General features: G+C 61.8%; 23 protein-coding genes. 7 read left to right on the forward strand and 16 right to left on the reverse strand.

Annotation, left to right across the window (positions count from 1 at the left end):
• The first annotated feature begins 6 nt into the window (after positions 1-6).
• Together LDZ28_RS19595 and LDZ28_RS32690 are read left to right on the forward strand one after the other, a co-directional pair.
• Positions 7-891: a manganese catalase family protein gene (locus LDZ28_RS19595; RefSeq protein ID WP_244828755.1), complete on the forward strand. Its 885-nt coding sequence runs from the start codon at positions 7-9 to the stop codon at positions 889-891.
• 113 nt (positions 892-1004) lie between these two features.
• The gene (locus LDZ28_RS32690; protein WP_250467503.1) at positions 1005-1259 is read left to right on the forward strand and encodes a DUF378 domain-containing protein; all 255 of its coding nucleotides are present in this window, start codon (positions 1005-1007) and stop codon (positions 1257-1259) included.
• Between the two features lie 60 nt (positions 1260-1319).
• On the opposite strand, the gene LDZ28_RS19605 is transcribed toward LDZ28_RS32690, so the two are convergent.
• The 7 genes from LDZ28_RS19605 to LDZ28_RS19635 form a co-directional block, all read right to left on the reverse strand.
• Positions 1320-2204 carry an ABC transporter permease gene (locus LDZ28_RS19605; protein WP_244828756.1) on the reverse strand — a complete coding sequence of 295 codons (885 nt, stop codon included), beginning with the start codon at positions 2202-2204 and terminating at the stop codon, positions 1320-1322.
• Positions 2201-3025 (reverse strand): ABC transporter ATP-binding protein, encoded by an 825-nt coding sequence (locus LDZ28_RS19610; RefSeq protein WP_244828757.1) that lies wholly within the window; start codon positions 3023-3025, stop codon positions 2201-2203. Before LDZ28_RS19610 ends, LDZ28_RS19605 begins: the two co-directional genes overlap by 4 nt.
• 103 nt (positions 3026-3128) lie before the next feature.
• Positions 3129-4148 carry an ABC transporter substrate-binding protein gene (locus LDZ28_RS19615; RefSeq protein ID WP_244828758.1) on the reverse strand — a complete coding sequence of 340 codons (1020 nt, stop codon included), beginning with the start codon at positions 4146-4148 and terminating at the stop codon, positions 3129-3131.
• A gap of 26 nt (positions 4149-4174) precedes the next feature.
• Entirely contained in the window at positions 4175-5032 is an 858-nt protein-coding gene (locus tag LDZ28_RS19620; RefSeq protein ID WP_244829726.1) for a TauD/TfdA family dioxygenase, read from the reverse strand.
• Positions 5033-5186: 154 nt separating this feature from the next.
• On the reverse strand, positions 5187-6353 hold the full coding sequence (gene dinB, locus LDZ28_RS19625) for a DNA polymerase IV (RefSeq protein WP_244828759.1): 1167 nt from the start codon (positions 6351-6353) through the stop codon (positions 5187-5189).
• A gap of 174 nt (positions 6354-6527) precedes the next feature.
• A complete protein-coding gene (locus tag LDZ28_RS19630) occupies positions 6528-7703 on the reverse strand; it encodes an ATP-binding protein (protein ID WP_244828760.1) in 1176 nt (391 codons plus the stop codon).
• A gap of 141 nt (positions 7704-7844) precedes the next feature.
• Entirely contained in the window at positions 7845-8210 is a 366-nt protein-coding gene (locus LDZ28_RS19635; RefSeq protein ID WP_244828761.1) for a hypothetical protein, read from the reverse strand.
• A gap of 283 nt (positions 8211-8493) precedes the next feature.
• Here LDZ28_RS19635 and LDZ28_RS19640 point away from each other — a divergent pair, with 283 nt between their 5' ends.
• Positions 8494-8679 carry a transcriptional regulator gene (locus LDZ28_RS19640; protein ID WP_244828762.1) on the forward strand — a complete coding sequence of 62 codons (186 nt, stop codon included), beginning with the start codon at positions 8494-8496 and terminating at the stop codon, positions 8677-8679.
• 7 nt (positions 8680-8686) lie between these two features.
• On the opposite strand, the gene LDZ28_RS19645 is transcribed toward LDZ28_RS19640, so the two are convergent.
• Together LDZ28_RS19645 and LDZ28_RS19650 are read right to left on the reverse strand one after the other, a co-directional pair.
• Positions 8687-9370 (reverse strand): response regulator transcription factor, encoded by a 684-nt coding sequence (locus LDZ28_RS19645; protein ID WP_244828763.1) that lies wholly within the window; start codon positions 9368-9370, stop codon positions 8687-8689.
• A 105-nt stretch (positions 9371-9475) separates the two neighbouring features.
• A complete protein-coding gene (locus LDZ28_RS19650) occupies positions 9476-10831 on the reverse strand; it encodes a HAMP domain-containing sensor histidine kinase (protein WP_244828764.1) in 1356 nt (451 codons plus the stop codon).
• A 446-nt stretch (positions 10832-11277) separates the two neighbouring features.
• Here LDZ28_RS19650 and LDZ28_RS19655 point away from each other — a divergent pair, with 446 nt between their 5' ends.
• Complete coding sequence (locus tag LDZ28_RS19655; protein WP_244828765.1) at positions 11278-12762, forward strand: MDR family MFS transporter; 1485 nt, start codon at positions 11278-11280, stop codon at positions 12760-12762.
• On the opposite strand, the gene LDZ28_RS19660 is transcribed toward LDZ28_RS19655, so the two are convergent.
• Positions 12743-12949, reverse strand: coding sequence for a hypothetical protein (locus tag LDZ28_RS19660; RefSeq protein ID WP_244828766.1), 207 nt, complete (start codon positions 12947-12949; stop codon positions 12743-12745). The two genes, LDZ28_RS19655 and LDZ28_RS19660, sit on opposite strands and share 20 nt — an antisense overlap.
• Positions 12950-13264: 315 nt before the next feature.
• Here LDZ28_RS19660 and LDZ28_RS19665 point away from each other — a divergent pair, with 315 nt between their 5' ends.
• On the forward strand, positions 13265-15199 hold the full coding sequence (locus LDZ28_RS19665; RefSeq protein WP_244828767.1) for a PAS domain S-box protein: 1935 nt from the start codon (positions 13265-13267) through the stop codon (positions 15197-15199).
• 106 nt (positions 15200-15305) lie between these two features.
• Here LDZ28_RS19665 and LDZ28_RS19670 read toward each other — a convergent pair whose 3' ends face one another.
• Together LDZ28_RS19670 and LDZ28_RS19675 are read right to left on the reverse strand one after the other, a co-directional pair.
• On the reverse strand, positions 15306-16400 hold the full coding sequence (locus LDZ28_RS19670) for an FUSC family protein (protein ID WP_244828768.1): 1095 nt from the start codon (positions 16398-16400) through the stop codon (positions 15306-15308).
• Between the two features lie 82 nt (positions 16401-16482).
• On the reverse strand, positions 16483-17406 hold the full coding sequence (locus LDZ28_RS19675) for a LysR family transcriptional regulator (protein ID WP_244828769.1): 924 nt from the start codon (positions 17404-17406) through the stop codon (positions 16483-16485).
• Positions 17407-17522: 116 nt separating this feature from the next.
• Here LDZ28_RS19675 and LDZ28_RS19680 point away from each other — a divergent pair, with 116 nt between their 5' ends.
• Positions 17523-17957, forward strand: coding sequence for a VOC family protein (locus tag LDZ28_RS19680; protein ID WP_244828770.1), 435 nt, complete (start codon positions 17523-17525; stop codon positions 17955-17957).
• Between the two features lie 188 nt (positions 17958-18145).
• Here LDZ28_RS19680 and LDZ28_RS19685 read toward each other — a convergent pair whose 3' ends face one another.
• Complete coding sequence (locus tag LDZ28_RS19685; protein ID WP_244828771.1) at positions 18146-18415, reverse strand: hypothetical protein; 270 nt, start codon at positions 18413-18415, stop codon at positions 18146-18148.
• A 304-nt stretch (positions 18416-18719) separates the two neighbouring features.
• On the opposite strand from LDZ28_RS19685, the gene LDZ28_RS19690 reads away from it, so the two are divergent.
• Positions 18720-19652 (forward strand): metallophosphoesterase, encoded by a 933-nt coding sequence (locus LDZ28_RS19690; protein ID WP_244828772.1) that lies wholly within the window; start codon positions 18720-18722, stop codon positions 19650-19652.
• Positions 19653-19734: 82 nt separating this feature from the next.
• On the opposite strand, the gene LDZ28_RS19695 is transcribed toward LDZ28_RS19690, so the two are convergent.
• The 3 genes from LDZ28_RS19695 to phnL all read right to left on the reverse strand — a co-directional run bounded on the left by LDZ28_RS19695 (position 19735) and on the right by phnL (position 23168).
• Positions 19735-21099, reverse strand: a complete 1365-nt coding sequence (locus LDZ28_RS19695; RefSeq protein ID WP_244828773.1) for an MFS transporter — start codon at positions 21097-21099, stop codon at positions 19735-19737.
• A 168-nt stretch (positions 21100-21267) separates the two neighbouring features.
• Positions 21268-22401, reverse strand: coding sequence for an alpha-D-ribose 1-methylphosphonate 5-triphosphate diphosphatase (locus tag LDZ28_RS19700; protein ID WP_244828774.1), 1134 nt, complete (start codon positions 22399-22401; stop codon positions 21268-21270).
• On the reverse strand, positions 22395-23168 hold the full coding sequence (gene phnL / locus LDZ28_RS19705) for a phosphonate C-P lyase system protein PhnL (protein ID WP_370652163.1): 774 nt from the start codon (positions 23166-23168) through the stop codon (positions 22395-22397). Before phnL ends, LDZ28_RS19700 begins: the two co-directional genes overlap by 7 nt.
• Between the last annotated feature and the right edge of the window lies 1 nt (position 23169).

Consider the following 23169-nt stretch of genomic DNA (forward strand, 5'->3'; position numbering starts at 1 on the left):
GCTGATATGTTCGTTCACAATAAGCGTCTGCAATACACCGTCCGCGTAGCTGCGCCGAATCCTGGTCTTGCCAATCTTCTGCTAGAGCAGTTCGGCGGGCCGCAAGGCGAACTGGCGGCGGCATGCCGTTACTTCACGCAAGCTGTATCGGAAGACGATCCGGGCCGCAAGGACCTGCTGTTCGATATCGCCACCGAAGAACTGAGCCATCTGGAAATCATCGGCTCGATCGTGGCCATGCTCAACAAGGGCGCAAAGGGCCAACTCGCCGAAGCGGTACAGACCGAAGCCGAGCTGTATCGCTCGATGACCGGTCACGGCAACGACTCGCACACGACCGCTCTGCTCTATGGCGGCGGACCGGCGCTTACGAACTCGGCCGGTGTGCCTTGGACCGCGGCTTATATCGATACGATCGGCGAACCGACTGCCGACCTGCGCTCGAATATCGCGGCGGAAGCACGTGCGAAGATCGTCTATGAACGCCTTATCAACGTGACCGACGATCCGGGCATCAAGGAAGCGCTCGGCTTTTTGATGACGCGTGAAATCGCGCATCAGAAGTCCTTCGAAAAGGCGCTGCATTCCATTCAGCCGAATTTCCCGCAAGGCAAGTTGCCCGGTCAGCCGGAATTCACGAGCGTGTACTTCAATATGTCGAAGGGCGATGACGCGCGCGGTTCGTGGAATGAAGGCGGCGACTGGAAGTTCGTCGAAGATCCGCAACCCGCAGTCGATGGCGGCGATGGCACGGCCACCGTCGGCGTATCGAAGGAAGAAGTGGATGCGTTGCAGGCAATGGCTACGCGTACTGCATCGGACCCGTCGAGCGACCCGACCACCGGCGCCGATCTCGGCTCCGGCATGGCAACGGCCGCAACCTCGAACTAAGCTTAATTAAGTAGTAACCGCCGGTTCTGCGGCTAATGCGGTGCGGAACCGGAACGAAAAGAGCCGCTCGATTGCGGCTCTTTTTTCCTCGTAATTCATTAGGATCACCAAAAATGTCTACTGTTTCATCGAAAGGAACCGTTCGCGTTCACCGTAGCCCGATCGATTGGGTCGCTGGCGCGCTTGTCATCATCGGTGCGTTGAATTGGGGGCTGGTTGGACTGCTGCAGCTCGATCTCGTGGCGGCGATCTTCGGCGTGGCCTCGCCGCTATCGCGGATCGTCTATGTGCTGGTTGGCATCGCCGGAATTTATATGCTGGTGCGCGCCTTCATGCCGGCACGCGAGCATGGATTGGCCAAGCTTTAAAGACAAATCGGCCCCGCTGGCTGCGCCATGCGGGGCCGACATTCAAATGCACGAATCCAATTAATTCTGCACGCCCCAGCGGCGCACGGTGACACGCTCGACCGTATCGAACACGAGATGCTCGACAGCAAGACCGATCACGATCACCGCTGCAAGTCCCGCGAAAACGCGATCCGTGTAAAGCTCGTTGCGGTTCTGAAAGATGTACCAGCCAAGCCCGCCCTTTCCTGAACTCGCGCCGAAGACAAGCTCCGCTGCAATCAAGGTCCGCCACGCGAATGCCCAGCCCACTCGCAAGCCGGCAAGAATCGACGGCAACGCGGCAGGCACGAGAATCAGCACCACGTGACGCAAGCCCGTCAGCCCGTAATTGCGCCCTGTCATGCGCAAGGTCGAAGGCACCGCCTGAAAACCCGAATAGGTGTTGAGCGCGAGCGGCCACAAGACCGAATGCACCAGCACGAACAACAAGCTGCCCGTGCCAAGGCCGAACCACAACAACGCCAGCGGTAACAGCGCGATGGACGGCAACGGATTGAACATTGCCGTGAGCATCGACAAGATATCCCGGCCAATGCGCGTCGAGACCGCAAGCGACGTCAAGACGAACGCGAGCGCCGCGCCGAGCAAATAACCGCGCAACAGCACCGACATTGAAATGGCAACCTTGTCGATGAGCTCGCCCGAGATGATCCCCTGCACGAACGCAACGGCCGTTGCGCTGAACGTCGGCAGTAAAAGATCGTTATCGACGAAGCGCGCGGCGATTTCCCAAATGCCGATGAGCACCAGCGCAATCAGCGTCTTGCGCAGCCACGACATGTCCGCGATCCGCCGCGCGAGCGGCAGTTTGACTTCGCTTTGATACTGAATGTCCGCGGGCGCGGCAGGCTCTACTTCATATTCCGGGCGTACCGGCGGCGCAGCGAGATGCGGCGTGCTCATTGCGCGGCCTCCTCTTCGAACAGCAAGCGATGAATGCGCGCGACGCTTTGCTGAAACTCCCCGCGACCCAGACTTTCCTGCGTGTATTGATGGCTATTCAGTTCGGCGCGCACGCGTCCCGGATGCGGCGTCAGTAACAAGATGCGATTGCCGACGATCAACGCCTCTTCGATCGAATGCGTGACGAACATGAGTGTGAAGCGCTCATCGCCCCACAGACGCAGCAACTCTTCCTGCATGCGGCGGCGCGTGAGTGCATCGAGTGCGGCGAAGGGCTCGTCCATCAGCAGAATGCGCGGCTGCATGGCAAGCGCGCGTGCAATCGCCACACGTTGCTTCATGCCGCCCGAGAGCGTATGGGGATAGGCATCCGCGAAACGCGCCAAACCTACCTTGTCGAGATAATGGAGCGCGCGTTCGCGTGCCTCGGCGCGACTGAGCTTGCGCGCGACGCGCAGCGGAAACGCGACGTTTTGCAGCACCGTCTTCCACGGCGGCAACTGATCGAATTCCTGGAACACGACGATACGATCCGCGCCCGGCCCCTTCACGCGCTCACCGGCTATTTCGATACTGCCCGACACCGGTTCGATAAAGCCCGCGACGGCCTTCAGCAAGGTGGATTTGCCGCAGCCCGAAGGGCCGAGCAGCACGAAGCGGTCGGCGCCATAGACGTCGAAGCTGACATCGTGCGTGGCCCGCACGAGCCTTTCGGGCGTGCGGTATTCGAGAGAAACGTTTCTGGCCGACAGCAGCTTGTCGCTCGTCCCGGCTTCGGGCTGGGGTTCGCGCGGATAAATGGCTTGGGGATTCGCCGCCATGATCTTATGCCTGAATGCAATCCTCAAGCATAGTCAGGGCGGCACGTTCGCCTAACCAATCTTTGCGAATATGGAAAGCAGTCAGCACGATATCAACTCGATATCAACTGCCGCCGCGCGTCACGGGATCGTCGAAAAAGTAGTCTTGCCACGATTTGGGATCGTTCTTGATCGCGCCCACGCGATGCATGAACTGCGCAAGCGGAAAGGTGTTCTGCGGCTGGACCTTGAACTGCACAGCAGGGTCCTTGATGACCTTGAGGAGCAGATCACGGTCGAGCTTCGCGTTGTTCACGCGCAAATAGATGTCGGCCGCCTTCTCGGGATTGGCGGTGACGAAGCGCGCCGCATCGTTGAGGCCATCGACGAAAGCGCGATACGTCTTCGGGTTCTCATTGCGGAACTTCTCCGTTGCATAGAGCACGGTGGCCGAACTCGGCCCACCCAGCACGTCATACGAGTTGAGCACGATATGCGCTTTCGGATTGCCCGCGAGTTCCTGCTGCTGGAACGGCGGATTGCCAAAGTGCGCGTTGATTTCCGTGCCGCCCGCGATGATGGCCGCCGCCGCGTCCGGATGCGGCACCGCTTGCGTGAGCTTGTCGAGGCGATCGTACTGCTTGTCGCCCCATTGCTTGGCCGACGCGAATTGCAGAATGCGCGACTGCACCGAGACGCCCACGGCCGGCACCGCTATTCGATCTTTATCGCTGAAATCGGCGATGGTCTTCACGCGCGGATCGTTCGATACGAGGTAATACGGCAGATTGCCAAGCGACGCCACGCCCTTCACGTTCTGCTTGCCGTGCGTGCGATCCCAGATCGTGAGCAACGGACCGACGCCTGCCGCCGCGATATCCACGGAGCCGGACAACAACGCGTCGTTGATGCTCGCGCCACCCGAGAGCTTGGCCCAATCGACCTTGATATCGACGCCTTGCTTCTTGCCTTCCTGCTCGATGAATTTCTGATCGCGCGCCACGTTGAGCAGCAGATAAACCACGCCGAATTGCTCGGCCACGCGCAACGTGCCTTCCGCCTGCGCGGTCGCCGAACAGCCCAACGAGACGACGAGCGCGGCGGCGAGCACGCGCAACGAACGCTTCCCGAAACGAGAATGCATGTGAGAAAACCCCGTGAAATAAGCGCTCAGAACGGCGCGTCGCCTTCAATGGTCGTGCGATACAGCTTGCGGCGTTCGTCGTCGGGCGTGCCGGCGGCCAAGTGCATGACCGAGCGGTTGTCCCAGAACACCATGTCGTGATTGCGCCACTCGTGGCGGTAAAGAAACTCCGGCTTCACGCTATGCGCGAAGATTTCGTCGAGGAGCGCGCGGCTCTCGTCTTCCGGCATGTCGATGATGCGCGTGGTGAAGTGCTCGCTCACGAAAAGCGCGCGACGCCCGTTCTCCGGATGCGTCCGCACAATGGGATGCACCACCGGTTTGACCTGCGCGATTTGCTCGGGCGTCAGGTTCGGGCGCCACGGACTGCGTTTCTGCAACTCGGCGTATTTGGCAAGATAGGTATGCTCCGCGCGGCGTCCTTCGACTGCGCGACGCAGATGCTCGGGCAACGTATCCCACGCAAGATGCTGATTCGAAAACAGCGTATCGCCGCCAACTTTCGGCAACTCCTGCGCATGCAGCAGTGAGCCGAGACTCGGCGTTTCCTTGTACGAGAGGTCCGAGTGCCAGAAGTGCCCGGCATCGCCGAGACCGATCGGCTTGCCGTTTTCGAGCACGTTGGAAACGATCAGCACTTCCGGATGCCCGGCGAGCGCGAACTGCTTGAGCACGTGAATTTGCAGCGGCCCGAAGCGCTTGCTGAACGTGACCTGCTGTTCCGGCGTGATGCGCTGGTCGCGAAACACGAGCACGTGATGATCGAGATGCGCGCGATGAATGCGCGCGAAATCGGCTTGCGAGAGCGGCTTGCTCAGATCGAGCCCGATGACCTCGGCGCCGAGCGGCGCGTCGAAGGCGCGAATTTGAATGGATTCGTCGATGGATCGATCGGCGGCTTGGGTCGAACTTTCGAGGGTCGGTGCGAGGGTCGTCACGATGTTCTTGAACGGCGCAAAGACAGCCAATCTACTTCGTCGCGGCCGTGCCGCCAACGAACGATCCGCGATTTGCTTATTCCCTTTGGCGCTTAACGCCTCAGTCGAACGGCAGTTCCACTTGAATCGGTTCGATGAAGCCGCCGTCCTCTCCGCGCACGCTCAACGCGCTCACGCGCACGCCGAGTAACCGCAGCCGTCGATCCAGCGTAATGCGCTTCACGCATTCGGTAGCGGCGCGGCGAATCTCGACGGGGTCGTCGGTGGAAACGGGAATGGTCAGATCACGCGTGAGCGTGCGGAAGTCGTCGAAACGCAGCTTGATGCCGACCGTGCGGCCTACGTAACCTTTGCGCTGTAGGTCGTCGGCGACTTTCTTGCACAGCCCCGTGAACGCCTCGGAGAGCTTCGCGCGGTCGTTCTTCGGATGCAGATCGCGCTCGAACGTGGTCTCACGGCTCATCGACTTCGGCTGCGAACTCACGACCACGGGCCGATCGTCCTGTCCCTGCGCGATACGCGCGAGCCATGCGGCGTAAGTGCCGCCAAAATGCGTCTGCAGAAATCCCAGGTCGGCGGCGGCAATGTCACCCACCGTCGCGATACCGAGCGCCGCCAGCCTTTCGCTCGCCTTGGGCCCGATGCCATTCACCTTGCGCGCCGCGAGCGGCCAGATGCGTGTGGGGAGATCGTCCATCGTCAGGATGGTCAGGCCGTCGGGCTTGTCGAGCTCCGAGCCGATCTTCGCCAGCAGCTTGTTCGGCGCGATGCAGATCGAGCACGTAAGCCCGGTGGCTTCGTGCACCGCGTCCTTCATGCGCCGGCCGATGCTTGCGGAATCGCCCGGCATGTCGGTCACGTCGATATAAATCTCGTCGATGCCGCGATTCTCTATCTGCGACGTGAACGCCGCGACGGCTGTCTTGAAGAGCCGCGAGTAATGGCGATACGACTCGAAATCCGTGGGCAGAAGAATGGCGTCGGGCGCGAGTTGCGCGGCCTTCATCATGCCCATGGCCGAGAACACGCCGAACTTGCGCGCTTCGTAAGTGGAGGTGGTGACGACACCGCGCCCCGCGTAATCACGCAGTTTTCTGAAGCGGCGTGTGCCATCGGCCAGCGTCTCGGGAATGGCATTGCGTCCGCCGCCGACCACCACCGGCTGACCGCGCAGTTCGGGATAGCGCAGCAATTCGACGGAGGCGAAGAACGCATCCATGTCCAGATGCGCGATACGGCGAGTCGTGGGCGTGGCGGGCGTGTCCATTGCCTAGAACGGACGCGTGCCGACAAGGCCGGAAGACGACGACGTGCGAAGGACGTGGCTAAACATGCGCGGGCGCGAAGAACGCGGAAAATGCGCATACTGTACATTCATACAGTGATTCGCGCTAGTCTGCCTTATGTCCCTAGCGGCGCTCGGCGCAAATCCGCAGCCCGGTCAGCCAAGAATGCTTAAATTGCGAATCAGGTAGTCATTGAACATCGGCACGGTGAACGCGATATCACCATGGGACGGACTGTAGATCATGCCTTTGTTAATGATCTGCGCGCGGCGAGGACCGAGACTCTGCGGGGTTTCGCCGAGCGCGTCCGCAACGTCGGACGAACGATAAGGGCCACTGCCTAATTTCGCCATGGCAATGACGTATTCGCGTTCCTTGGGCGTCAGGCGATCGAAGCGAACTTTGAAGAACCCTTCGTCCAGACGCTTGAGCGTTGTCGACTCGGCGCGCCTTGCGTCGCTTACGGTAATCGTGTCGCCGACGGCGAGATTCCAGGACTGATGGCCCCACTCCTGCAGAAAGTAGGGATAGCCTCTCGTCTTGAGGAAAATCTCTTTCAGAGCAGCATCGTCGATAACGGCGCCTTCGTCGTTCACTGGTTGACGGATCGCGGCCTTGGCATCGTCCTCAGGCAGAGCACCGACTTCCGGGTAGTGAAATAGCCGCTCCGCATACGATTTGGCTTGTCCCGACAGGGCCGCGACCTGTGGCAAGCCGGCGCCGAAAAACAGCACGGGCAAGCGCGCCTGGTTGATCTTGTGCAATGACACGATGAGAGCGGCTAAGTCTTTTTCGCTTAGGTACTGGACTTCATCGATCAGGAGCGTCCAGGCTTTACCGGCAGCTTTAGCGGCCTCGCCGATACGCACGAACAGTTCTGGAAGATCATTCTCGAGGTCGCCGCTGTCCGCGACTCCTACTTCGGGATCCACCGCGATTGAGACATCGCCATATTCCAACTTGAATGCGGAGGCAAACGACCTCAACGCTCGCAGCGCGTCGTATGTCTTCGCCTTGGCATTCGCGGCGACTGACAGTTTTCGAAGCACTTGATGCATGCGTGGCAGCAGTTGCTCACCCAACGATTTGTTCTCGGGCGCCTCGATCATGGAAGTGACGTGGCCACGCTGATTAGCGAGCGCTTCGACTGCGTTGAGCAGCACGGTCTTGCCTACGCCGCGTAAGCCCAGAAACATTTGCGAACGGCTGGGCTTACAGAGCACCGCGCGTTCAATGGCGATACGTGCGTCCTCGATGATTGCTTCGCGCCCAGCGAGTGCGGGCGGCTGGCTACCGGCGCCGGGCGCAAATGGGTTCCGAACCGGATCCATGACTATGACTCTATAACAATATATAGCGTAGTATATCTCGACTACCTTATACTTTCCTATATTTCGCTAGATAGAGCACGTGGCGCTAGCGGCCTGCGGTTGGCGGCGCGACCGCCCTCACGACTCGCGTACGTTAATCGTCTACTCCGAAACCCGCTTCTCCGCCAACGCCCGGCGGCAATCCTCCAGAATGGGCCGCACCACGCCCGAATTGAAGTTGAGGTCTTCGCTGTCCAAAATCTCTTCGACCGCTTCGCGCGCCCAGTCGGATTCGAGGATAGCGCAATGTCGCGCGGCAAGATCGCGTGCAATGGCAGAGAGTTTGGCGATAGCAAGCCAGTCGGCTTCGCGTTGATGCCGATCGAGCCACTTGCGCGCGGCTTCGACATGAAATGACGGCGCGGGCCAGTCGCCGTTGAGATAGTACGCACCGAGGCTGCCGCACGTCAGCCAGCAAAGCAGTTCGACGCGGTCGCGGGCACTGAGAGTACGAGGCACTTCGTTCATGGCGGCGTTCACGAGAGACGTTCGACGGAAAGGGCAAACGCGCTGCTGTACATCCATCCTTGTGTGAAACCTGTGTGAAAGAAGATACCACGCGATGGTGCGACGCGGCAGCCCATTCGCGTGCGCTGGCGTACATGTTTCGCAGGCTCAACTCTGTGCTGGCGACTGCATGTGCGAGCCATCATTCAACGCTAATTCGCGCGCCTTATTCTGGTTTCCATCGACGAGCCATACTGTATTCCGAGCGCAGGCCGTCGCCAACCGTCCGCCTAAGGAGCGCATCATGTTCGAACGTCTTTCCAGATTCTTTTCCGCCACCGACGACCATTCGCACGACGACTACTTTGCCTCGTCGGGCGATCACGCCGAACTCGAGCGCCGCATGCGTCAGGTCGAGGAAAGCGACCACGCGTACAGCATGACCTTCTGCGGATCGATCCCCCGTCGCCCCGACGACCCTTACGCGTGACACGCCCTCACTTCGCTTCGTCGCGTCCCGCCTGTCCCAGCATCACGGTCCAGCCGAGGCCGCGTACGTTGCGGATCACCGCTGCGCCGAACTTTTTGCGCACCGAATGGATGATCACGTCGACAGCGTTGCTTTCGACTTCCTTGCCCCAGCCGTAAAGCCGGTCTTCGAGTTGATCGCGCGAAAAGATGGTGCCGGGCCGCTCCATGAGTGCGTGCATCAGCGCGAACTCCTTCGCCGACAGCACGCCGGATGTCTCGCCGCACGTAAGCGTGCGCTGGTCGAGGTTGAGATTGATCGATTCGTCGCCGAGACGCGAGGTGGCATAACCCGCCTTTCTGCGCAGCACCGCGCGGATGCGGGCCAGCAGTTCGGGCGTGTCGAAGGGCTTGAGGAGGTAGTCGTCCGCGCCGAGGTCGAGCCCTTGCACGCGCGTGTCGAGGTCGTCGCGAGCCGTGAGGATCAGCACGGGCGTCGCGTTGCCCGCCGTGCGCGCACCACGCAACACTTCGAGGCCGGACATGCCGGGCAAGCCGAGATCGAGCAGTACTACCGTGTATTCGGCGGCGTCCATGGCCTCGCGGCCCGCCTGGCCGTCGCGCACCCAGTCCACGGCGTAATCGACGTCCTTGAGGGCGCGCATCAGGCTGGTGCCGATCTGTACGTCGTCTTCGATTAGTAGGATTCGCATGTTGAGTCCGCACACCGCGTTGACGCGACCAAGCTGACGCGGTCATCACCCACGCGCAGCACGCGATCCCATTGTAATAGGCACAAAACAGCGCGGCCATTCCTTTTAAGCGGTGGCTGTCGCGGCGTTTGCCTCGGTAGCCACGCCGCTTTCCTCGACCGGAAAGCCAATCGAAGCGACGATGCCCGACCGCCCGTCATCGCGATTCCGAAGTGACACATCGCCACCGTAGCGCTGCGCGATCGCCTTCACGATAGACAAGCCGAGCCCGCTACCCTCGATATCAGGGTTAGCCCTGAAGAAGCGGTCGAATACGCGCGGCAATAGCGTTTCCGCGATGCCCGGCCCCGTATCGACGACATCGACCCATACCATGTCGCGCTCGCGCCGCATACGCAAGTCGATGGTGCCGCCATCCGGCGTATAGCGCACCGCGTTCGAAACGAGATTCTTCACCGCCATGCCGATATCCGTTTCCACCGCGCGCACGTGGGCCTCGACCATCTCTTCGGCGCCGATATCGAGGCCGCGTTGCAGCGCAATCGGCAGGACATCGGCCACGGCGCTCGTTACGACCGTGGCGATATTCACCCGCGTGAGCGGCGTCGCGCCCATCGGGGCATCGGCGCGCGCCATGCGCAGAAGCTGCGTGATGAGGCTGCCCGCGCGTCCAATGCCGCGTCGCAACTCGCGAAAACGCTCCTGATTGCCCGGCGCGATGTGCGGCGCGAGATTATCGGCCTGCAATTGCAGGGCCGTGAGCGGCGTGCGCAGTTCATGCGCGGCATCGGCGATGAACTTGCGTTCCGACTCGATGGATTGCGCGAGGCGCTCGATCATCGTGTTGATCGAATGGATGAAGGGCGCGATTTCGGCGGGCACGCCGGACGTGGGCAACGGTTCGAGATTGGCGGTATCGATGCCTTGTACTTTCGCGCCAAGGCGTTTGAGCCTGCGCAGCGAGCGGCTCACGACGAGCGCGACCGCGATCCACACGAGCGGCAACAGCACGACGATGGGCCAGAGCGTCTGCGTCGCGGCCTCCCGCGTGAGTTCGCGGCGCACGGCGTTGCGCTGCGCCACTTGAATGGTCATGGTCGGATCCTGACGCGTGAAGACGCGCCACGATTCGTCGTTGACTTGATAGCTGCCGAAGCCCGCGGTTGCATCGCGCGGAAAGCGCAGAGAAGGATCGGTCGTGCGAAACGGCGTGGCTTCGTCCGGCTTCCACACGACGACCACGACATCGCGATCGTCCTGCGTGCCGCGCGCGGGATTCTGCGGAATGCCTTCGGCGAAACCGTCGCGCATGCGGGTCGCCACTTGTTCGAGGCGCATGTCGAGCAGTGCGTCCATGCCGGTCCGGCAAAGATGATACGAGCTGATGCCCTGCAGCAAGCCCACCGCGCTGACGAGCAGCCCGAGCGCGACGACCAGTTGATTTCTCAGCGATTTGATCATGTGAAGACGCATCGAGATGAAAAGACGCGGACCGGCTGGCGTCTCGATTCTACTAGCGGCTTTCGGCGGCTTCGGACTTTTCGATCTTTCGGCGCGGGGTTCTGGCATCGACGTGCTAAAAAAGAAGCGCCGGTCCGGGTCGGAGCCGACGCTCGAAGCTGAGGAGAACGAGGATGTGAACCAACCTTCTGTCCACGAACCCAGCGTATACCCCGATAGTTAGAGAAAAATGAGGACGAAGAGTCGGGCGAAGCGAGCAGGCTTTTTCAGCAGACGCTACCATTGCAGTCGACCGCTTCATCATCGACTTCATCGGCGATGCCGCCCCGCCGCACAACGGCTGATGCAGCTTCGCCTTGGCCGTATCGCCTTCTTCGTGCAAGCCCGCCTGTTGCCGCGCGCCGTATCCGCCTCGCGTGGCGGCGCCATTCCTTTCATGGAAACGCATGCCACAAGCCAGACAAACCGTTCGTCCGCTCGTCATTGCCGCCGTGATGGCGTCGATGGCAATGGTCGCGATCGAGGCCACCATCGTCTCCACCGCGATGCCGCAAATCGCCACGCAACTCGGCGGTCTCGATCTCTACAGCTGGGTTTTCTCGTCGTTTCTGCTCACGCAGACTGCGCTTACCGTGGTGTTCGGCAAGCTCGCCGACCTTTATGGACGCAAGCCCGCGGTGCTCGTGGGCATCGCCATCTTCTTGATCGGCTCGGTGCTCGCGGGCTTTGCCTGGTCGATGCCCGCAATGATCGTGTTCCGCTTGCTGCAAGGCGTGGGCGCGGGCGCCATTTTGCCGGTGGTGCTGACTATCGTCGGCGACCTTTACCCGGCGCATGAACGCGGCAAGGTGCAGGGCTATTTGGCAAGCGTGTGGGCGGTATCGGCCGTGCTCGGACCCATGGTCGGCGGTCTGCTCATCCGGCAGTTCTCGTGGGCGTGGATCTTCTGGATCAACGTGCCGATCGGCTTTCTCGCCGCGCTGCTGTTCGTCATGTTTCTGCACGAAGAGAAACGCCACGGCCGCCCGTCGATCGACTTCGCTGGCGCGTTCTTTTTCACCGCCGCCGTCGCCGCGCTGATGATGGCCCTGACCGATGCCGGCCACGCCAGCAACACGCGTGTGGCCGTGGAAGTGGCGGTGCTGATTGCGAGCGCGTTCCTCTTCGTTTGGCAGGAACGCCGTGCCGCCGACCCGATGATCAACTTCGGCCTCTGGGCACATCGCCCGATTGCAGCGGGCAACGCGGCGACCCTGCTCGCCGGCATGGCGATGATGGGCCTCACCACTTTCCTGCCGATGTACGTGCAGGGCGTGATGCATCGCTCACCGGTCGAAGCCGGCTTCACGCTCACCATGATGATGGTCGGCTGGCCAAGCGGCGCCACGTTCACCTCGCGGACGTTCGCGCGCATCGGCCTGAGGCGGCTTCTGATCGGCGGCGCGTTCTTCATTCCGCTTGGCTCGCTGCCGTTCGTGTTCCTCAACCCGGACATGAGCCCGGTGTGGGCGGGAATCGGCTCGGCGGTCGTCGGCTTCGGCATGGGCGTGACGAGCGTCTCGTGCCTCATCCTGATTCAGGAGATCGTGAAGCCGCACGAACGCGGCAGCGCGACGGCATCCAATCTCTTTGCGCGCAATCTCGGCAACACGCTCGGCGCGGCGGTGTTCGGCGCGGTGCAGAACTACGGTCTAACGCATGTGACCGGCATGCCCGCCGTCCACGCGGATCAGTTGAAGCGTTTGTTGACGAGCGTGCCGGGCGACTTCGCAAGCAATAACGAGATCCGTCTTGCACTGCACCATGCGCTGCATCTGACTTTCACCGCGATGTTCTTCGTCGCGCTCGGCGCGGTCGTCTCCATGCTCTTCATGCCCGCCGTGAAGATCAGCCCACGGCGCGAAACCGTCCTCAGTCCTGTGCACGAGTGAGCGGACTGTCCTCCTTGTCCTTGGGCGATGTACCCGCGCTATTGCCGTTGTCCGCGGGTGCGTCGTCCGATGCGATCATCTGCACGGTGACGCATTGCCGCGATGCCGTGCCAAATCCCCTGGCGAGCGCATAAGAAGCGGCAAGCGACGCCGCGATGAGAAAGATGATGCCGAGTTTGCGAGTCATGTGAATGCTCCATGAAGGGTTACCGAAATCACTTCACGGGCCTTCTCTCACTGCCTGACGGTCGCGCGGCCTCCTGAAATGTGCCTGCAGTCTAAGCGCGCACGCCCGTGCTGAAATCCCCTCTAAAGCGCGGATAATATTGGGTGGACGAAATCCCGACAAGAAGCGGAAGCAGCACACGAAGGGTTAAACTGCTGGCGCGCACGCGGCGTTTTCATGTGTCGAAAACACCGCTGCATGACGAACGCGGATTTTCGAACACATCGCGGTCGTTGCGTTTGCAACTTCTCAACCTGAGCGCCGCCCATCAGAACCATGACTACCTTGCGCACTGCCAGGCCAGCAGGACCGGCGTCCGACAAGCCGAATGACTCGACTATCGAAGACGAGCGCTATCACACGCTTGTCGATGCCATCGAAGATTGCGCGATCTTCATGCTCGACCTCAATGGCTGCATCACGACCTGGAACACGGGCGCGCGCAAGATCAAAGGCTACGAGGCGCACGAGATCATCGGTCAGCATCTGTCGCGTTTCTATACGGCGGATTCCGTGGCGCGGGGCTGGCCCGAATACGAGCTGAAGGAGGCGTATGCCACCGGCCGTTTCGAGGACGAAGGCTGGCGTGTTCGCAAGGACGGCACGCGTTTCTGGGCCAATGTCGTCATCACGGCGGCGCGCGACACGCGTGGCGAGATCATCGGCTATGCAAAGTACACGCGCGATCTCACCGCGAAGCGCGCCGAGGAAACCAAGCTGCGGCTTTCCGAAGAACGCTTCCGCCTGCTCGTCGAAAGCGTGAGCGACTACGCCATTTGCATGCTGAGCCCGGAAGGCGAGATCGAAAGCTGGAACATGGGCGCGGTGCGTATCAAGGGATATCTGCCGGCGGAGATTCTCGGCAAGCACTTCTCCCTCTTCTATTCGCCCGAGGACATCGCCGCGAACGTGCCCGCATTGCAATTGCAGACCACCATTCGCATGGGGCGCATCGAGACCGAGGGCTGGCGCGTGCGCAAGGACGGGTCGCTGTTTTGGGCGAACGTGGTGATCACGGCGGTGTATGACGAGCACCGGACGCTGCGTGGCTTCTCCCAGGTCACGCGAGACATGAGCGAAAGAAAGCGACTGGAGCAACTCGAAGTATCGTCGCGACGCATCAGCGAGTTTCTCGCCACGCTCGCGCATGAGTTGCGCAATCCGCTCGCGCCCGTGCGCAATGCCGTCGGCGTGATGCAGATGGAAGCGGATATCTCGCCGAGACTCGCTTCGTGCCGCGACATCATCGACAGACAGACTTCGCATCTCGGCCGACTGGTCGACGATCTGCTGGACATGGGCCGTATCACCACCGGCAAGATCGAACTGCGCATGGCGCGCGTGGGCGTGACCGAGATCGTCGAACGCAGCATGGAACTCGTGCGCCCTTTCACCGACGACCGCGCGCAGAGCATCACCACCGAATTGCCGCAAGAGCCTATCTTCGTCTTGGGCGATGGCACGCGGCTCGTTCAGGTCGTGCAGAATCTGCTCAACAACGCATCGAAGTTTTCGCCGCACGGCAGCAGCATCCACATCTGCGTGGAACGCGAGCGCAACGCCTTGCTGCTGAAAGTGTCCGACCGCGGCCGTGGCATTTCGCAGAAGGGTTTGACGGCTATCTTCGATCTCTTCGTACAGGAAGATCATTACCTGAATCCGGGCGAAGCCGGGCTCGGCATTGGTCTCACGTTGTGCCGTTCCATCGTCGAAATGCACGGCGGCACCATCTCCGCCGCGAGCGACGGCACCGGTCGCGGCAGCACGTTCACCGTGCGATTGCCCTACGCGCCCGCCGACGATGTGCCCATTGCCGGTTTGCTGGCAGCGCCGGCCGCATCGGGGACATTGCGTATCGTTGTGATCGATGACAACGTCGATTCCGCCGACAGCCTCGCCATGCTGCTGCAGATGAAGGGGCACGAAGTGCGCATTGCATATCACGGCACGGAAGGTATCGACGTCATCCGGCATTTTCCGCCCGCGCTGATCCTGCTCGATCTGGCGTTGCCGGATATCGACGGCTTCGCGGTGCTGCGCTCGCTACGCTCGCAACGGCTCGTCGGCCGCGCGATGATCGTCGCAATGACGGGCTTCGGTCAGGAAGGCGACAAGGAACGTTCGGCGCAGGCGGGCTTCGACGGGCATCTGGTGAAGCCCGTGGACCTGCAATTGCTCGACGAGGTGGTGGCGAAGGCGAGTAAGCGCTGACGGGTTCATGCTTTGCCGTGCTTTACCGCTTTGCCGTGCTTTACCGCTTTGCCGTGCGAGGCCCGTGCCATGCCGCTTCGTCGCTGTGTTCTGCCACTGCGCATGGTTAGCCGACCTCGCGCAACGGGAAGATCAACTTCGCCGCAATGAGCCCAAGAGCGCCGCCCAGCAACGTCTCCCACGCGCGCGCGGCGAGCAGCGGTATCGAGTGAATGCCGCTCGCGGCCATCGTCACGATGAGCGTAAAGGCGAAAGCGCCGCACGCAATGTCATAGCGCTCGGGCAGCGCCATGGCGTAGACGATCATCGCGAGGGCGGCCATCGCCCAGATGAAGAGCGGCGCGTGTTCCGCAAGCGGCAGGCAAATGAGGCCGACAGGCACGCCCACGAGCGTGCCGTAGATGCGCCGCCGCACGCGCTGTGCCGTGCCGACAGCCGAAGTCGCAACCACGTAGACGCAGGCCGTGATCGCCCACGCCGATTCCGCCATACCGAACGCCGCGTTCAACAACGCCACGACGAGCGCGCCGCTCGCCGCCTGCAGACCCATGGCAAGCGCGGGAGAAACCTGCTGCCGCCAGTAAGCCGGCTCGGACGCGAGCGCGGGCAACACCACCGGATGCTCCGCCGGCCCGCTCAGCACACGCGGCACGATTGCCGCGATCATGCCGATGACGAGCGCGAGCGTAATCGCCCATGAATCGCCCGGTGTCAGCTTCATCGAGTAAGCGACCAGTTGACCGATGTAGAACTGTGAGCCGACGCCCGCGCCGAGCAGGCCGAAACGCTTGAGATAGCCCGCGAGGAACGCGCCCGTGACGAGCACGAACTCCGCGCCGCCGCGCCCCATTTCGTGCAGCCACGGCCCGAAGAGCGCAAAGCTGAGTGCGCCAAGCGCGGCCGCGATGCACAACACGGCGAGATCGCGGCTCGAATCGGCGCGCGCGCTGCGCGCTTCTGACACGCTTGCCCAAAGCGCGAAGGCGGCGGCCAGCATGCCGACGGAGACGCTGGCAGGCACGTCGCGCGTCACGTCGTGCAAGCCGCCGAGCGCGGCCGCGAGCCCATACGCGGTCACGAGCCGCAATCCCTTGATACGCCGATGCGTGCCCGGGTCCACGCGATCCAGCCAGGCAAGCCCCGCGCGCAAGAGGCCGAGGGGTGCAGCGTCAGTGGTGTCAGTGTGTTGCTCGTCGCTCATGGACATCCGCCACGAAAGGACAAAGGAAAAGCGTGCGCGGACAACGAAGGAGACGACTCGAGGGCCGCGCCTGCAACGCATTTTAGGCGCTGTTTTTTACACGCGCGCGCTTGCGAGCCGGAAGCGGCGTTTCCGGCTTGCGACTGGCCGCATCGGCGATGCAATCCGCGAGTTGTGCCGCCGCGTCCTGCCGTCCCTTGCGCGAACGCTCGACCAGCCCGATCTCGCGATGGAACGTGTCGTCGCCCAGACCGAGCGCGACGACGCCGGCAGGCCACGGGCCGATGCCATCGGATACGGGCAAGAGCGCAACGCCCAAGCCGCGCGCGACCATTTGCGCGATGCCTTGCAACTCGTCCACTTCGATGGCGTCGCGCACCGCGATGCGTTGCTTGCGCAAGAACGTTTCCACTTGCCGTCCGCCGAACGAACGCCGGTCGTAACGGATGAACGGCGCCGTCTCGATTACTTCGCGCCAGGCGGCGCGCTTCATGGCGGCGGGCGCAAGCAACACGAACGGTTCGGCGACGAGCGTGCGCCAGCGCAATTCGGAAGGTATCGCGAACGGCGGACGAATGATGACGGCCATGTCCGTTTCGCCGGCATCGACCTGTGCGAGCAGCGACAGCGACACGCCCGGCACGAGCCGGATGCGCCACGCGGGCAGCACGCGTCTGAACGCGCCGATGGCATCGGGCAACAGCGCCGCATGCGCCGATGCGATCGCGCCGACCGACAACGCGCCGCCACGCCCGTCGACGCCCTCGGGTTCGGCGAGGCGCGTATAAAGCGCCATGAGTTCATCGGCAAGTTCTAGCGTGCGGCGGCCCGCCTTGTTGAGCGTGGCGGAGCGTCCGGTGCGGTCGAACAAGGCGAAGCCCAAATGCGCTTCGAGACGCTGCATCTGCGCGCTCACCGCCGACTGCGTAAGCCCGATGTGCGCACCCGCGCCGGCAAAGGTGCCGTGGCGCGCGACCGCAATGAAAGTAGTGAGTTCGCGCAGCATATTCATTCATCGATAAATTTGGGGCTGACTCCCGCAATATATCGTTTTTCAGCACTTTTATTTGTGAATAGAATTTGGGTCAAACGCCGTCGAACCCCACAACAAGGAGTTGCACCATGAGCACGACTCAGGCCGCCATGCCGCCTTTCCATCTGGCTTTCCCCGTTCACAGCCTTGCGTCCGCGCGCGAGTTTTATGGTGATCTACTCGGTTGTCCCGAAGGCCGCAGTTCACCGGACTGGGTCGATTTCGACTTTTACGGACATCAGATCGTCGCGCATTTGGCGCCCGAGGAAGTGGGTCATCGCACGACGAGCGCCGTAGATGGCGATGCCGTGCCGGTGCGTCACTTCGGCGTCGTGCTGTCGATCCCGCAGTGGGAAGCGTTGGCCGAGAAGCTGCGTGCGGCGAACACGCGTTTCATCATCGAACCGCATGTCCGTTTCAAGGGCGAAGTGGGCGAGCAGGCGACCATGTTTTTCCTCGACCCTTCGGGCAATGCGGTCGAGATCAAGGCGTTTGCCAATATGGCGTCGTTGTTTGCAAAGTAAGGTACGGCTTTGATTTGCGTGAGCTGAAGCGCGCAACATGATGGCCAGTTTTGCATTTGTCATAGCGCGTTCATACGCGCGCTTCTCGATGGCGGATTCCTCTTCGAATTGAATCACCATGTAAAACGGGACGCCCTTGAGCGTCCCGTTCATGTTTCCAGCGGCTGTTCCGCCGATTATTTCAGACCTCAGTTACCCGAGCCGCTCGCGCTGACCGGTGCGCCTGCGGTGCCCGGCGTGGCCGTGCCGCCAGGCGTGGTCGACGGACCGGGCTTCATCGACGACTGGCTGCTGTGCGTGGCCTTCGAATGAGTCTTGTGCGCGTGCGTCGTGGTCGTTTGGGCGTTGTCGCCTGCTTGCAGGCCCGTATTCGAACTGGGAGGATTGTCCTGTGCGAATGCGGATGCGCAAACCAGGGCGAGTGCGCCAGCGGCGCATGAAATGGCGATACGCTTCATATCGAAAAACTCCTTTTTGCGGTTGCAAGATGCGATGTCGTGCGGCTTGTGGTGCCTCCTTGCTGCTGCGGTGTTGACACGCAGCGGCAAGTCGCATGTTCTTCATCAGCACACGACATGCCACGGTCTGACGATTGGCAAACAGGAGTGCGATGAGTGAAAGACTGGTGGTGAGAATACGAGGTCGGTTGAAATCCGCGAAGGTGCGCGCGACCGAAAAATGTAGATGCGGCCGTGCTCAATACCCGCCAAGCGTTTCTGGTAACTTCTCCCCCGGAAACGAAGATACAAGGAGCACGCAGCGATGCATTACGACATCATCGGGGACATTCACGGGCAAGCGCGCAAGCTCGAAGCGCTCCTGACACGTTTGGGTTATATCGAGCGTGATGGCGCCTTACGACACCCCGAGCGAACGGCCATATTCGTTGGCGATTTCATCGATCGTGGCCCGCATCAGTTGGAAACAATCGACATCGTTCGCTCCATGGTCGAGACCGGCAGCGCACTTGCCGTCATGGGAAACCACGAGTTCAACGCCATCGCCTGGTATCTGCGTGACCCGGATCAAAGTGACGAGTATCTGCGTCCGCGCAAGGGCGAGATTGGCGAGAAGAATCGGCATCAGCATGCCGCGTTTCTGGCTGAGGTGGAGCACAAGCCAAGGCTCCATGCGGAGATAATCGAATGGTTCTTCTCTTTGCCGCTATGGTTGGACCTGTCTGAGTTGCGCGTGATTCATGCTTGCTGGCACCCCGAGTTCATGTCGACGCTCGAGCCGCAACTGAAACCAGGACGCCTGCTCAATGATGTCACGATCATCTCGGCCAGCCGCAAAGGCACTGAGCAATATCGTTCGGTCGAAGGCTTGCTCAAAGGCGTCGAAGTTCGCCTTCCGTCCGGTTGCGCGTTTCACGACAAGTCGGGCGTTACTCGACACGAAGCTCGCATTCGATGGTGGGATCGAACGGCAACCACCTATCATCAAGCGGCGCTCGTGCCTCCTCAAACGCGAAAACAACTCCCTGATAGCGATATTCCTGCTGAAGCGAGGATCGACTATCCGACCGAGAAGCCGATCTTTGTCGGTCATTACTGGATGACGGGGAAGCCGGAAGTCTTGTCTCCGAATGTGGCATGCGTCGACTACAGCGCGGGTAAAGATGGGCCGCTCGTGGCTTATCGTTGGAGCGGGGAGTCGGTGTTGTCGTCCGAGAACTTCGTGCTGTCGAGTTGATAAGGCTACCATCCAAACAAATCGCCCCGCGCGACCAACGTCCACGCAGGGCGATTCGACATCATCCAGGCACAACCCATCCTCAATGCCCGACCGGCTCCGTAGCCTTCAAATCGCTCGGCAACGCGGCCTGCGGATGCGCGGCCTGCTTGATCAGCAACGCCACCGCCGAGATCAATCCCGCGACGCCGATCACCGCGAAGATGCCGCCGAAGCTGAAGTGCAATCGCGTCAGTTCAGCCACGAGAAACGATCCCGCGATACCGCCGAAGCGCCCGATGCCCAGCATCCACGCCACGCCGGTGCCGCGTCCCTGAGTCGGATAAAACGATGCCGCGAGCGCGGGCATCGACGATTGCGCCGTGTTCATCAACACGCCAGCAAGGAACACGATCAGCACGAGCAGTCCCACGTTGCCCACCGCCTGCCCGATGAAGTACACGCTCACCGCGGTCAACGCATAGCACGCGGCAATGATGCGGTTCGGGTTGAAGCGGTCCATCAACACGCCGCACAAGACAGCGCCCACGCCGCCGAGCGGGAACAACGCGGAGATCAGCGTCGCGCGCTGCGGACTCAGGCCAGATTCCTTGAGGAGAATCGGCATCCAGTTGATCGATGCATAGAAGATCACGAGGCCCATGAAGTATGCGAGCCACAACATGATCGAACCGACGATATACGAGCGCGACAACACCACGCTCACGCCGCCCTGCCCCTGCACCGCGGGCGCCGTCTCCGTCATGAAGAACGATCCTGCGTTGGCCGCCGCCGATGAAATGCGTGCAAGCGTCGCACGAATCTTCTCGGCCGGCTTGTTCTTCGCGACCATGTAGCGCACCGATTCCGGTAGGCTGATGAAGAGCAGCACGACGAGCACGAGCGGCGCCACGCCACCGAGCAGCAGCACGCTGCGCCAGCCGAAATGCGGAATCATCCATGCCGCGAGAAAGCCGCCGAATGCCGCGCCCAGCGGAAAGCCGCAGAACATCAGGTTGATGAGCGTCGCGCGGCGCTTGTCCGGGCAGAACTCGCTCATCATGGTGACGGCATTGGGCATGGCGGCGCCGAGGCCGAGGCCCGTAACGAAGCGCAACGCCGTGAGTTGCGTGAGGCTTGCCGAATACGCCGATGCAAAGCACGCCACGCCGAACAGCAGTACCGAGGACAACAGCATCAGCCGTCGTCCGAGCCGGTCCGACAACGGCCCGGAAAGCAGCGCGCCCGCCGCGAGCCCGAACAACGCAGCGCTCAGAACAGGCGCGAGCGCGGGCCGGCTGATCTGCCATTCGGATACGAGCGATGGCGCGATGAATCCGATGGCCGCCGTATCGAAACCATCCAGCAGCACGATGACGAAGCACATCACGAAGATCAGCCACTGGAAGGGCGAAAACGGGTGCTCGTTGATGAACGTCTGCACGTTCACAGCAGGACTTCGGCTCACTTCATTCCCTCGTCGATGATTGGCAATCGTCGTTCGACTATTGTTCGTCAGGCGAACAGCGATTCACATAGCGAACTAATTCATGCGCGAGAGTACTGAAGTCTGCATGCCTTCGCAACGCGGGCTTACCCGTGTATGTCGGTTGCCTTGCGCGGGGCTGTCGGCGTTTCAAGAAACGCGCTGCCCGTTGCGATAAGTCTCGCGCGGCACAGGCAGACCGTCCGCCAGCGCGACGCGCACGAAGTCGGCGCGCAAGCCCGTCACGATGGCCCCACGGTCGGCGAGTCCGGCCGCGTGCGCGGGTGCCCAAGAAACCGTGGCCACCGCGCGCGGCAAGGTCCATCCCGCCTTCTCGACGAGATCGAACACCGCGATGAGCAGGCTCGAAGGCACGTAATCGGACGAGAGGATGTCGAGCAACCCTTCGCGAGCGAGTTCGAGCGCCGACACGTTGCCCGAGTGCGAGCCGCCACGCACGACGTTCGGCGCGCCCATGATCGTGGCGATGCCATGTTCGCGCGCGGCACGGGCTGCATCGAGCGTGGTCGGGAATTCCGCGAGCGCAATGCCGTCGCGCGCAGCTTCTTCCACATGCTCGATGAGCGTGTCGTCGTGGCTTGCAAGCGAGATGCCCAAGCGCTGACAACGCGCGACGATGTCCGCACGATGCGCCGCCGCGTAACGCGCCTGATGCTCGGCCAATTGCGCGAGCACGTCATTCGCGTGTTCGTCGCTCCACTTGCCGTGACGTTCCTGATACTTGCGCCACTTTTCATGGTCCTGCCACTGGCGCTGACCCGGCGTATGGTCCATCACCGATGCGAGCCTGAAGAGCGGATGCGCGCTCAGTGAATCGAATACCTCGACCACGTCCGTCGTGCCGACTTCGCAACGCAAGTGCAGGAAGTGATCGGCGCGCAAGAGTCCGCGTTCGACGAACTTGCCGATGGACTGCGCGCAACGCACTTGAAGTTCGCGGCCACGCACGCCGTCTTCGGGACGCGAGCCCACACCGAGCGCATCGAACACGGTCGTGATGCCGGCCGAAGCCACTTGCGCGTCATGCACGATGATCGCCGCTTCGTGATTCCACAGCACGCCGGGACGCGGCGCGAGATGCTTTTCAATGTTGTCCGTATGCAGTTCGACGAAGCCCGGCAGCAGATAGTCGCCGTCCCAGTTCAACGCATCGCGCGTCGCCGTATTTCCCGGCGATACATCCGCGATACAGCCCTCCTCGATGCGCACCGTGCCCGTGAATTCCTCGTTGCGCGTGACGATGCGCGCATTCGTAATCAGCATGTCTGCAATGCTCCGTCTTCGGATGAGTTGACCACTACCGGTGTTGCAAGGCGCACGATGCGGGTTGCCACGCGCTCACGCGTATCTTCGTCGTGAAAGATACCGACGATGGCCGCGCCCCGCTCGCGCGCCTCGACGATGAGATCGGCCACGACATCGCGGTTCTGTGCATCGAGCGACGCCGTGGGCTCATCGAGCAATAAGACAGGATGCGCCGCGATCAGCCCGCGCGCAATGTTCACACGCTGTTGCTCGCCGCCGGAAAACGTCGCGGGCGCGAGCGACCATAAGCGTCGCGGTACGTTCAGCCTTGCAAGCAGGACGCACGCGCGCTCACGTGCTTCGTCTTCATCGACACCGCGCGAGACCAGCGGTTCCGCGACGAGATCGAGCGAAGAGACACGCGGGATGGCGCGGAGAAACTGGCTCACGTAACTGAGCGTGCTTTTGCGCAAGCGGATGATGTCGTGCGGCTCGGCGTCGGTCAGCACGAGATGTCGCGAAGCGCGGCTTTCGTCGCGAATGGCGATACTGCCGCGCGTCGCGAGATAATTGCCGTACATGCAACGCAGAAACGTGCTTTTGCCGGCGCCTGAAGCGCCCGCGAGCACCACGCATTCGCCGCGTTCCACATCGAGCGATACACCCGCGAGCGCCACGATGCGCACACCGCCCTGCTGATGCAGCGTGAAGGTCTTTTCTATGTCGCGTGCGCGCAGCATTAGCTCCGTGCGCGTGGCGAACGCTTCTTCGTCTGTCATAGTCATC

It is taken from the genome of Caballeronia sp. TF1N1 (assembly GCF_022878925.1).
Lineage (GTDB): Bacteria > Pseudomonadota > Gammaproteobacteria > Burkholderiales > Burkholderiaceae > Caballeronia.

What these genes read in the sequence shown, in the direction of transcription:
- LDZ28_RS19700 (WP_244828774.1), bottom strand. Translation starts at nt 22,401, where the DNA reads ATGCTGATTACGAATGCGCGCATCGTCACGCGCAACGAGGAATTCACG.
- LDZ28_RS19675 (WP_244828769.1), bottom strand. Translation starts at nt 17,406, where the DNA reads ATGCTGCGCGAACTCACTACTTTCATTGCGGTCGCGCGCCACGGCACC.
- LDZ28_RS19690 (WP_244828772.1), top strand. Translation starts at nt 18,720, where the DNA reads ATGCATTACGACATCATCGGGGACATTCACGGGCAAGCGCGCAAGCTC.
- dinB (WP_244828759.1), bottom strand. Translation starts at nt 6,353, where the DNA reads ATGGACACGCCCGCCACGCCCACGACTCGCCGTATCGCGCATCTGGAC.
- LDZ28_RS19670 (WP_244828768.1), bottom strand. Translation starts at nt 16,400, where the DNA reads ATGAGCGACGAGCAACACACTGACACCACTGACGCTGCACCCCTCGGC.
- LDZ28_RS19630 (WP_244828760.1), bottom strand. Translation starts at nt 7,703, where the DNA reads ATGGATCCGGTTCGGAACCCATTTGCGCCCGGCGCCGGTAGCCAGCCG.
- LDZ28_RS19605 (WP_244828756.1), bottom strand. Translation starts at nt 2,204, where the DNA reads ATGAGCACGCCGCATCTCGCTGCGCCGCCGGTACGCCCGGAATATGAA.
- LDZ28_RS19685 (WP_244828771.1), bottom strand. Translation starts at nt 18,415, where the DNA reads ATGAAGCGTATCGCCATTTCATGCGCCGCTGGCGCACTCGCCCTGGTT.
- LDZ28_RS19680 (WP_244828770.1), top strand. Translation starts at nt 17,523, where the DNA reads ATGAGCACGACTCAGGCCGCCATGCCGCCTTTCCATCTGGCTTTCCCC.
- LDZ28_RS19640 (WP_244828762.1), top strand. Translation starts at nt 8,494, where the DNA reads ATGTTCGAACGTCTTTCCAGATTCTTTTCCGCCACCGACGACCATTCG.
- LDZ28_RS19660 (WP_244828766.1), bottom strand. Translation starts at nt 12,949, where the DNA reads ATGACTCGCAAACTCGGCATCATCTTTCTCATCGCGGCGTCGCTTGCC.
- phnL (WP_370652163.1), bottom strand. Translation starts at nt 23,168, where the DNA reads ATGACTATGACAGACGAAGAAGCGTTCGCCACGCGCACGGAGCTAATG.
- LDZ28_RS19635 (WP_244828761.1), bottom strand. Translation starts at nt 8,210, where the DNA reads ATGAACGAAGTGCCTCGTACTCTCAGTGCCCGCGACCGCGTCGAACTG.
- LDZ28_RS19595 (WP_244828755.1), top strand. Translation starts at nt 7, where the DNA reads ATGTTCGTTCACAATAAGCGTCTGCAATACACCGTCCGCGTAGCTGCG.
- LDZ28_RS19615 (WP_244828758.1), bottom strand. Translation starts at nt 4,148, where the DNA reads ATGCATTCTCGTTTCGGGAAGCGTTCGTTGCGCGTGCTCGCCGCCGCG.
- LDZ28_RS19650 (WP_244828764.1), bottom strand. Translation starts at nt 10,831, where the DNA reads ATGATCAAATCGCTGAGAAATCAACTGGTCGTCGCGCTCGGGCTGCTC.
- LDZ28_RS19665 (WP_244828767.1), top strand. Translation starts at nt 13,265, where the DNA reads ATGACTACCTTGCGCACTGCCAGGCCAGCAGGACCGGCGTCCGACAAG.
- LDZ28_RS19645 (WP_244828763.1), bottom strand. Translation starts at nt 9,370, where the DNA reads ATGCGAATCCTACTAATCGAAGACGACGTACAGATCGGCACCAGCCTG.
- LDZ28_RS32690 (WP_250467503.1), top strand. Translation starts at nt 1,005, where the DNA reads ATGTCTACTGTTTCATCGAAAGGAACCGTTCGCGTTCACCGTAGCCCG.
- LDZ28_RS19610 (WP_244828757.1), bottom strand. Translation starts at nt 3,025, where the DNA reads ATGGCGGCGAATCCCCAAGCCATTTATCCGCGCGAACCCCAGCCCGAA.
- LDZ28_RS19655 (WP_244828765.1), top strand. Translation starts at nt 11,278, where the DNA reads ATGCCACAAGCCAGACAAACCGTTCGTCCGCTCGTCATTGCCGCCGTG.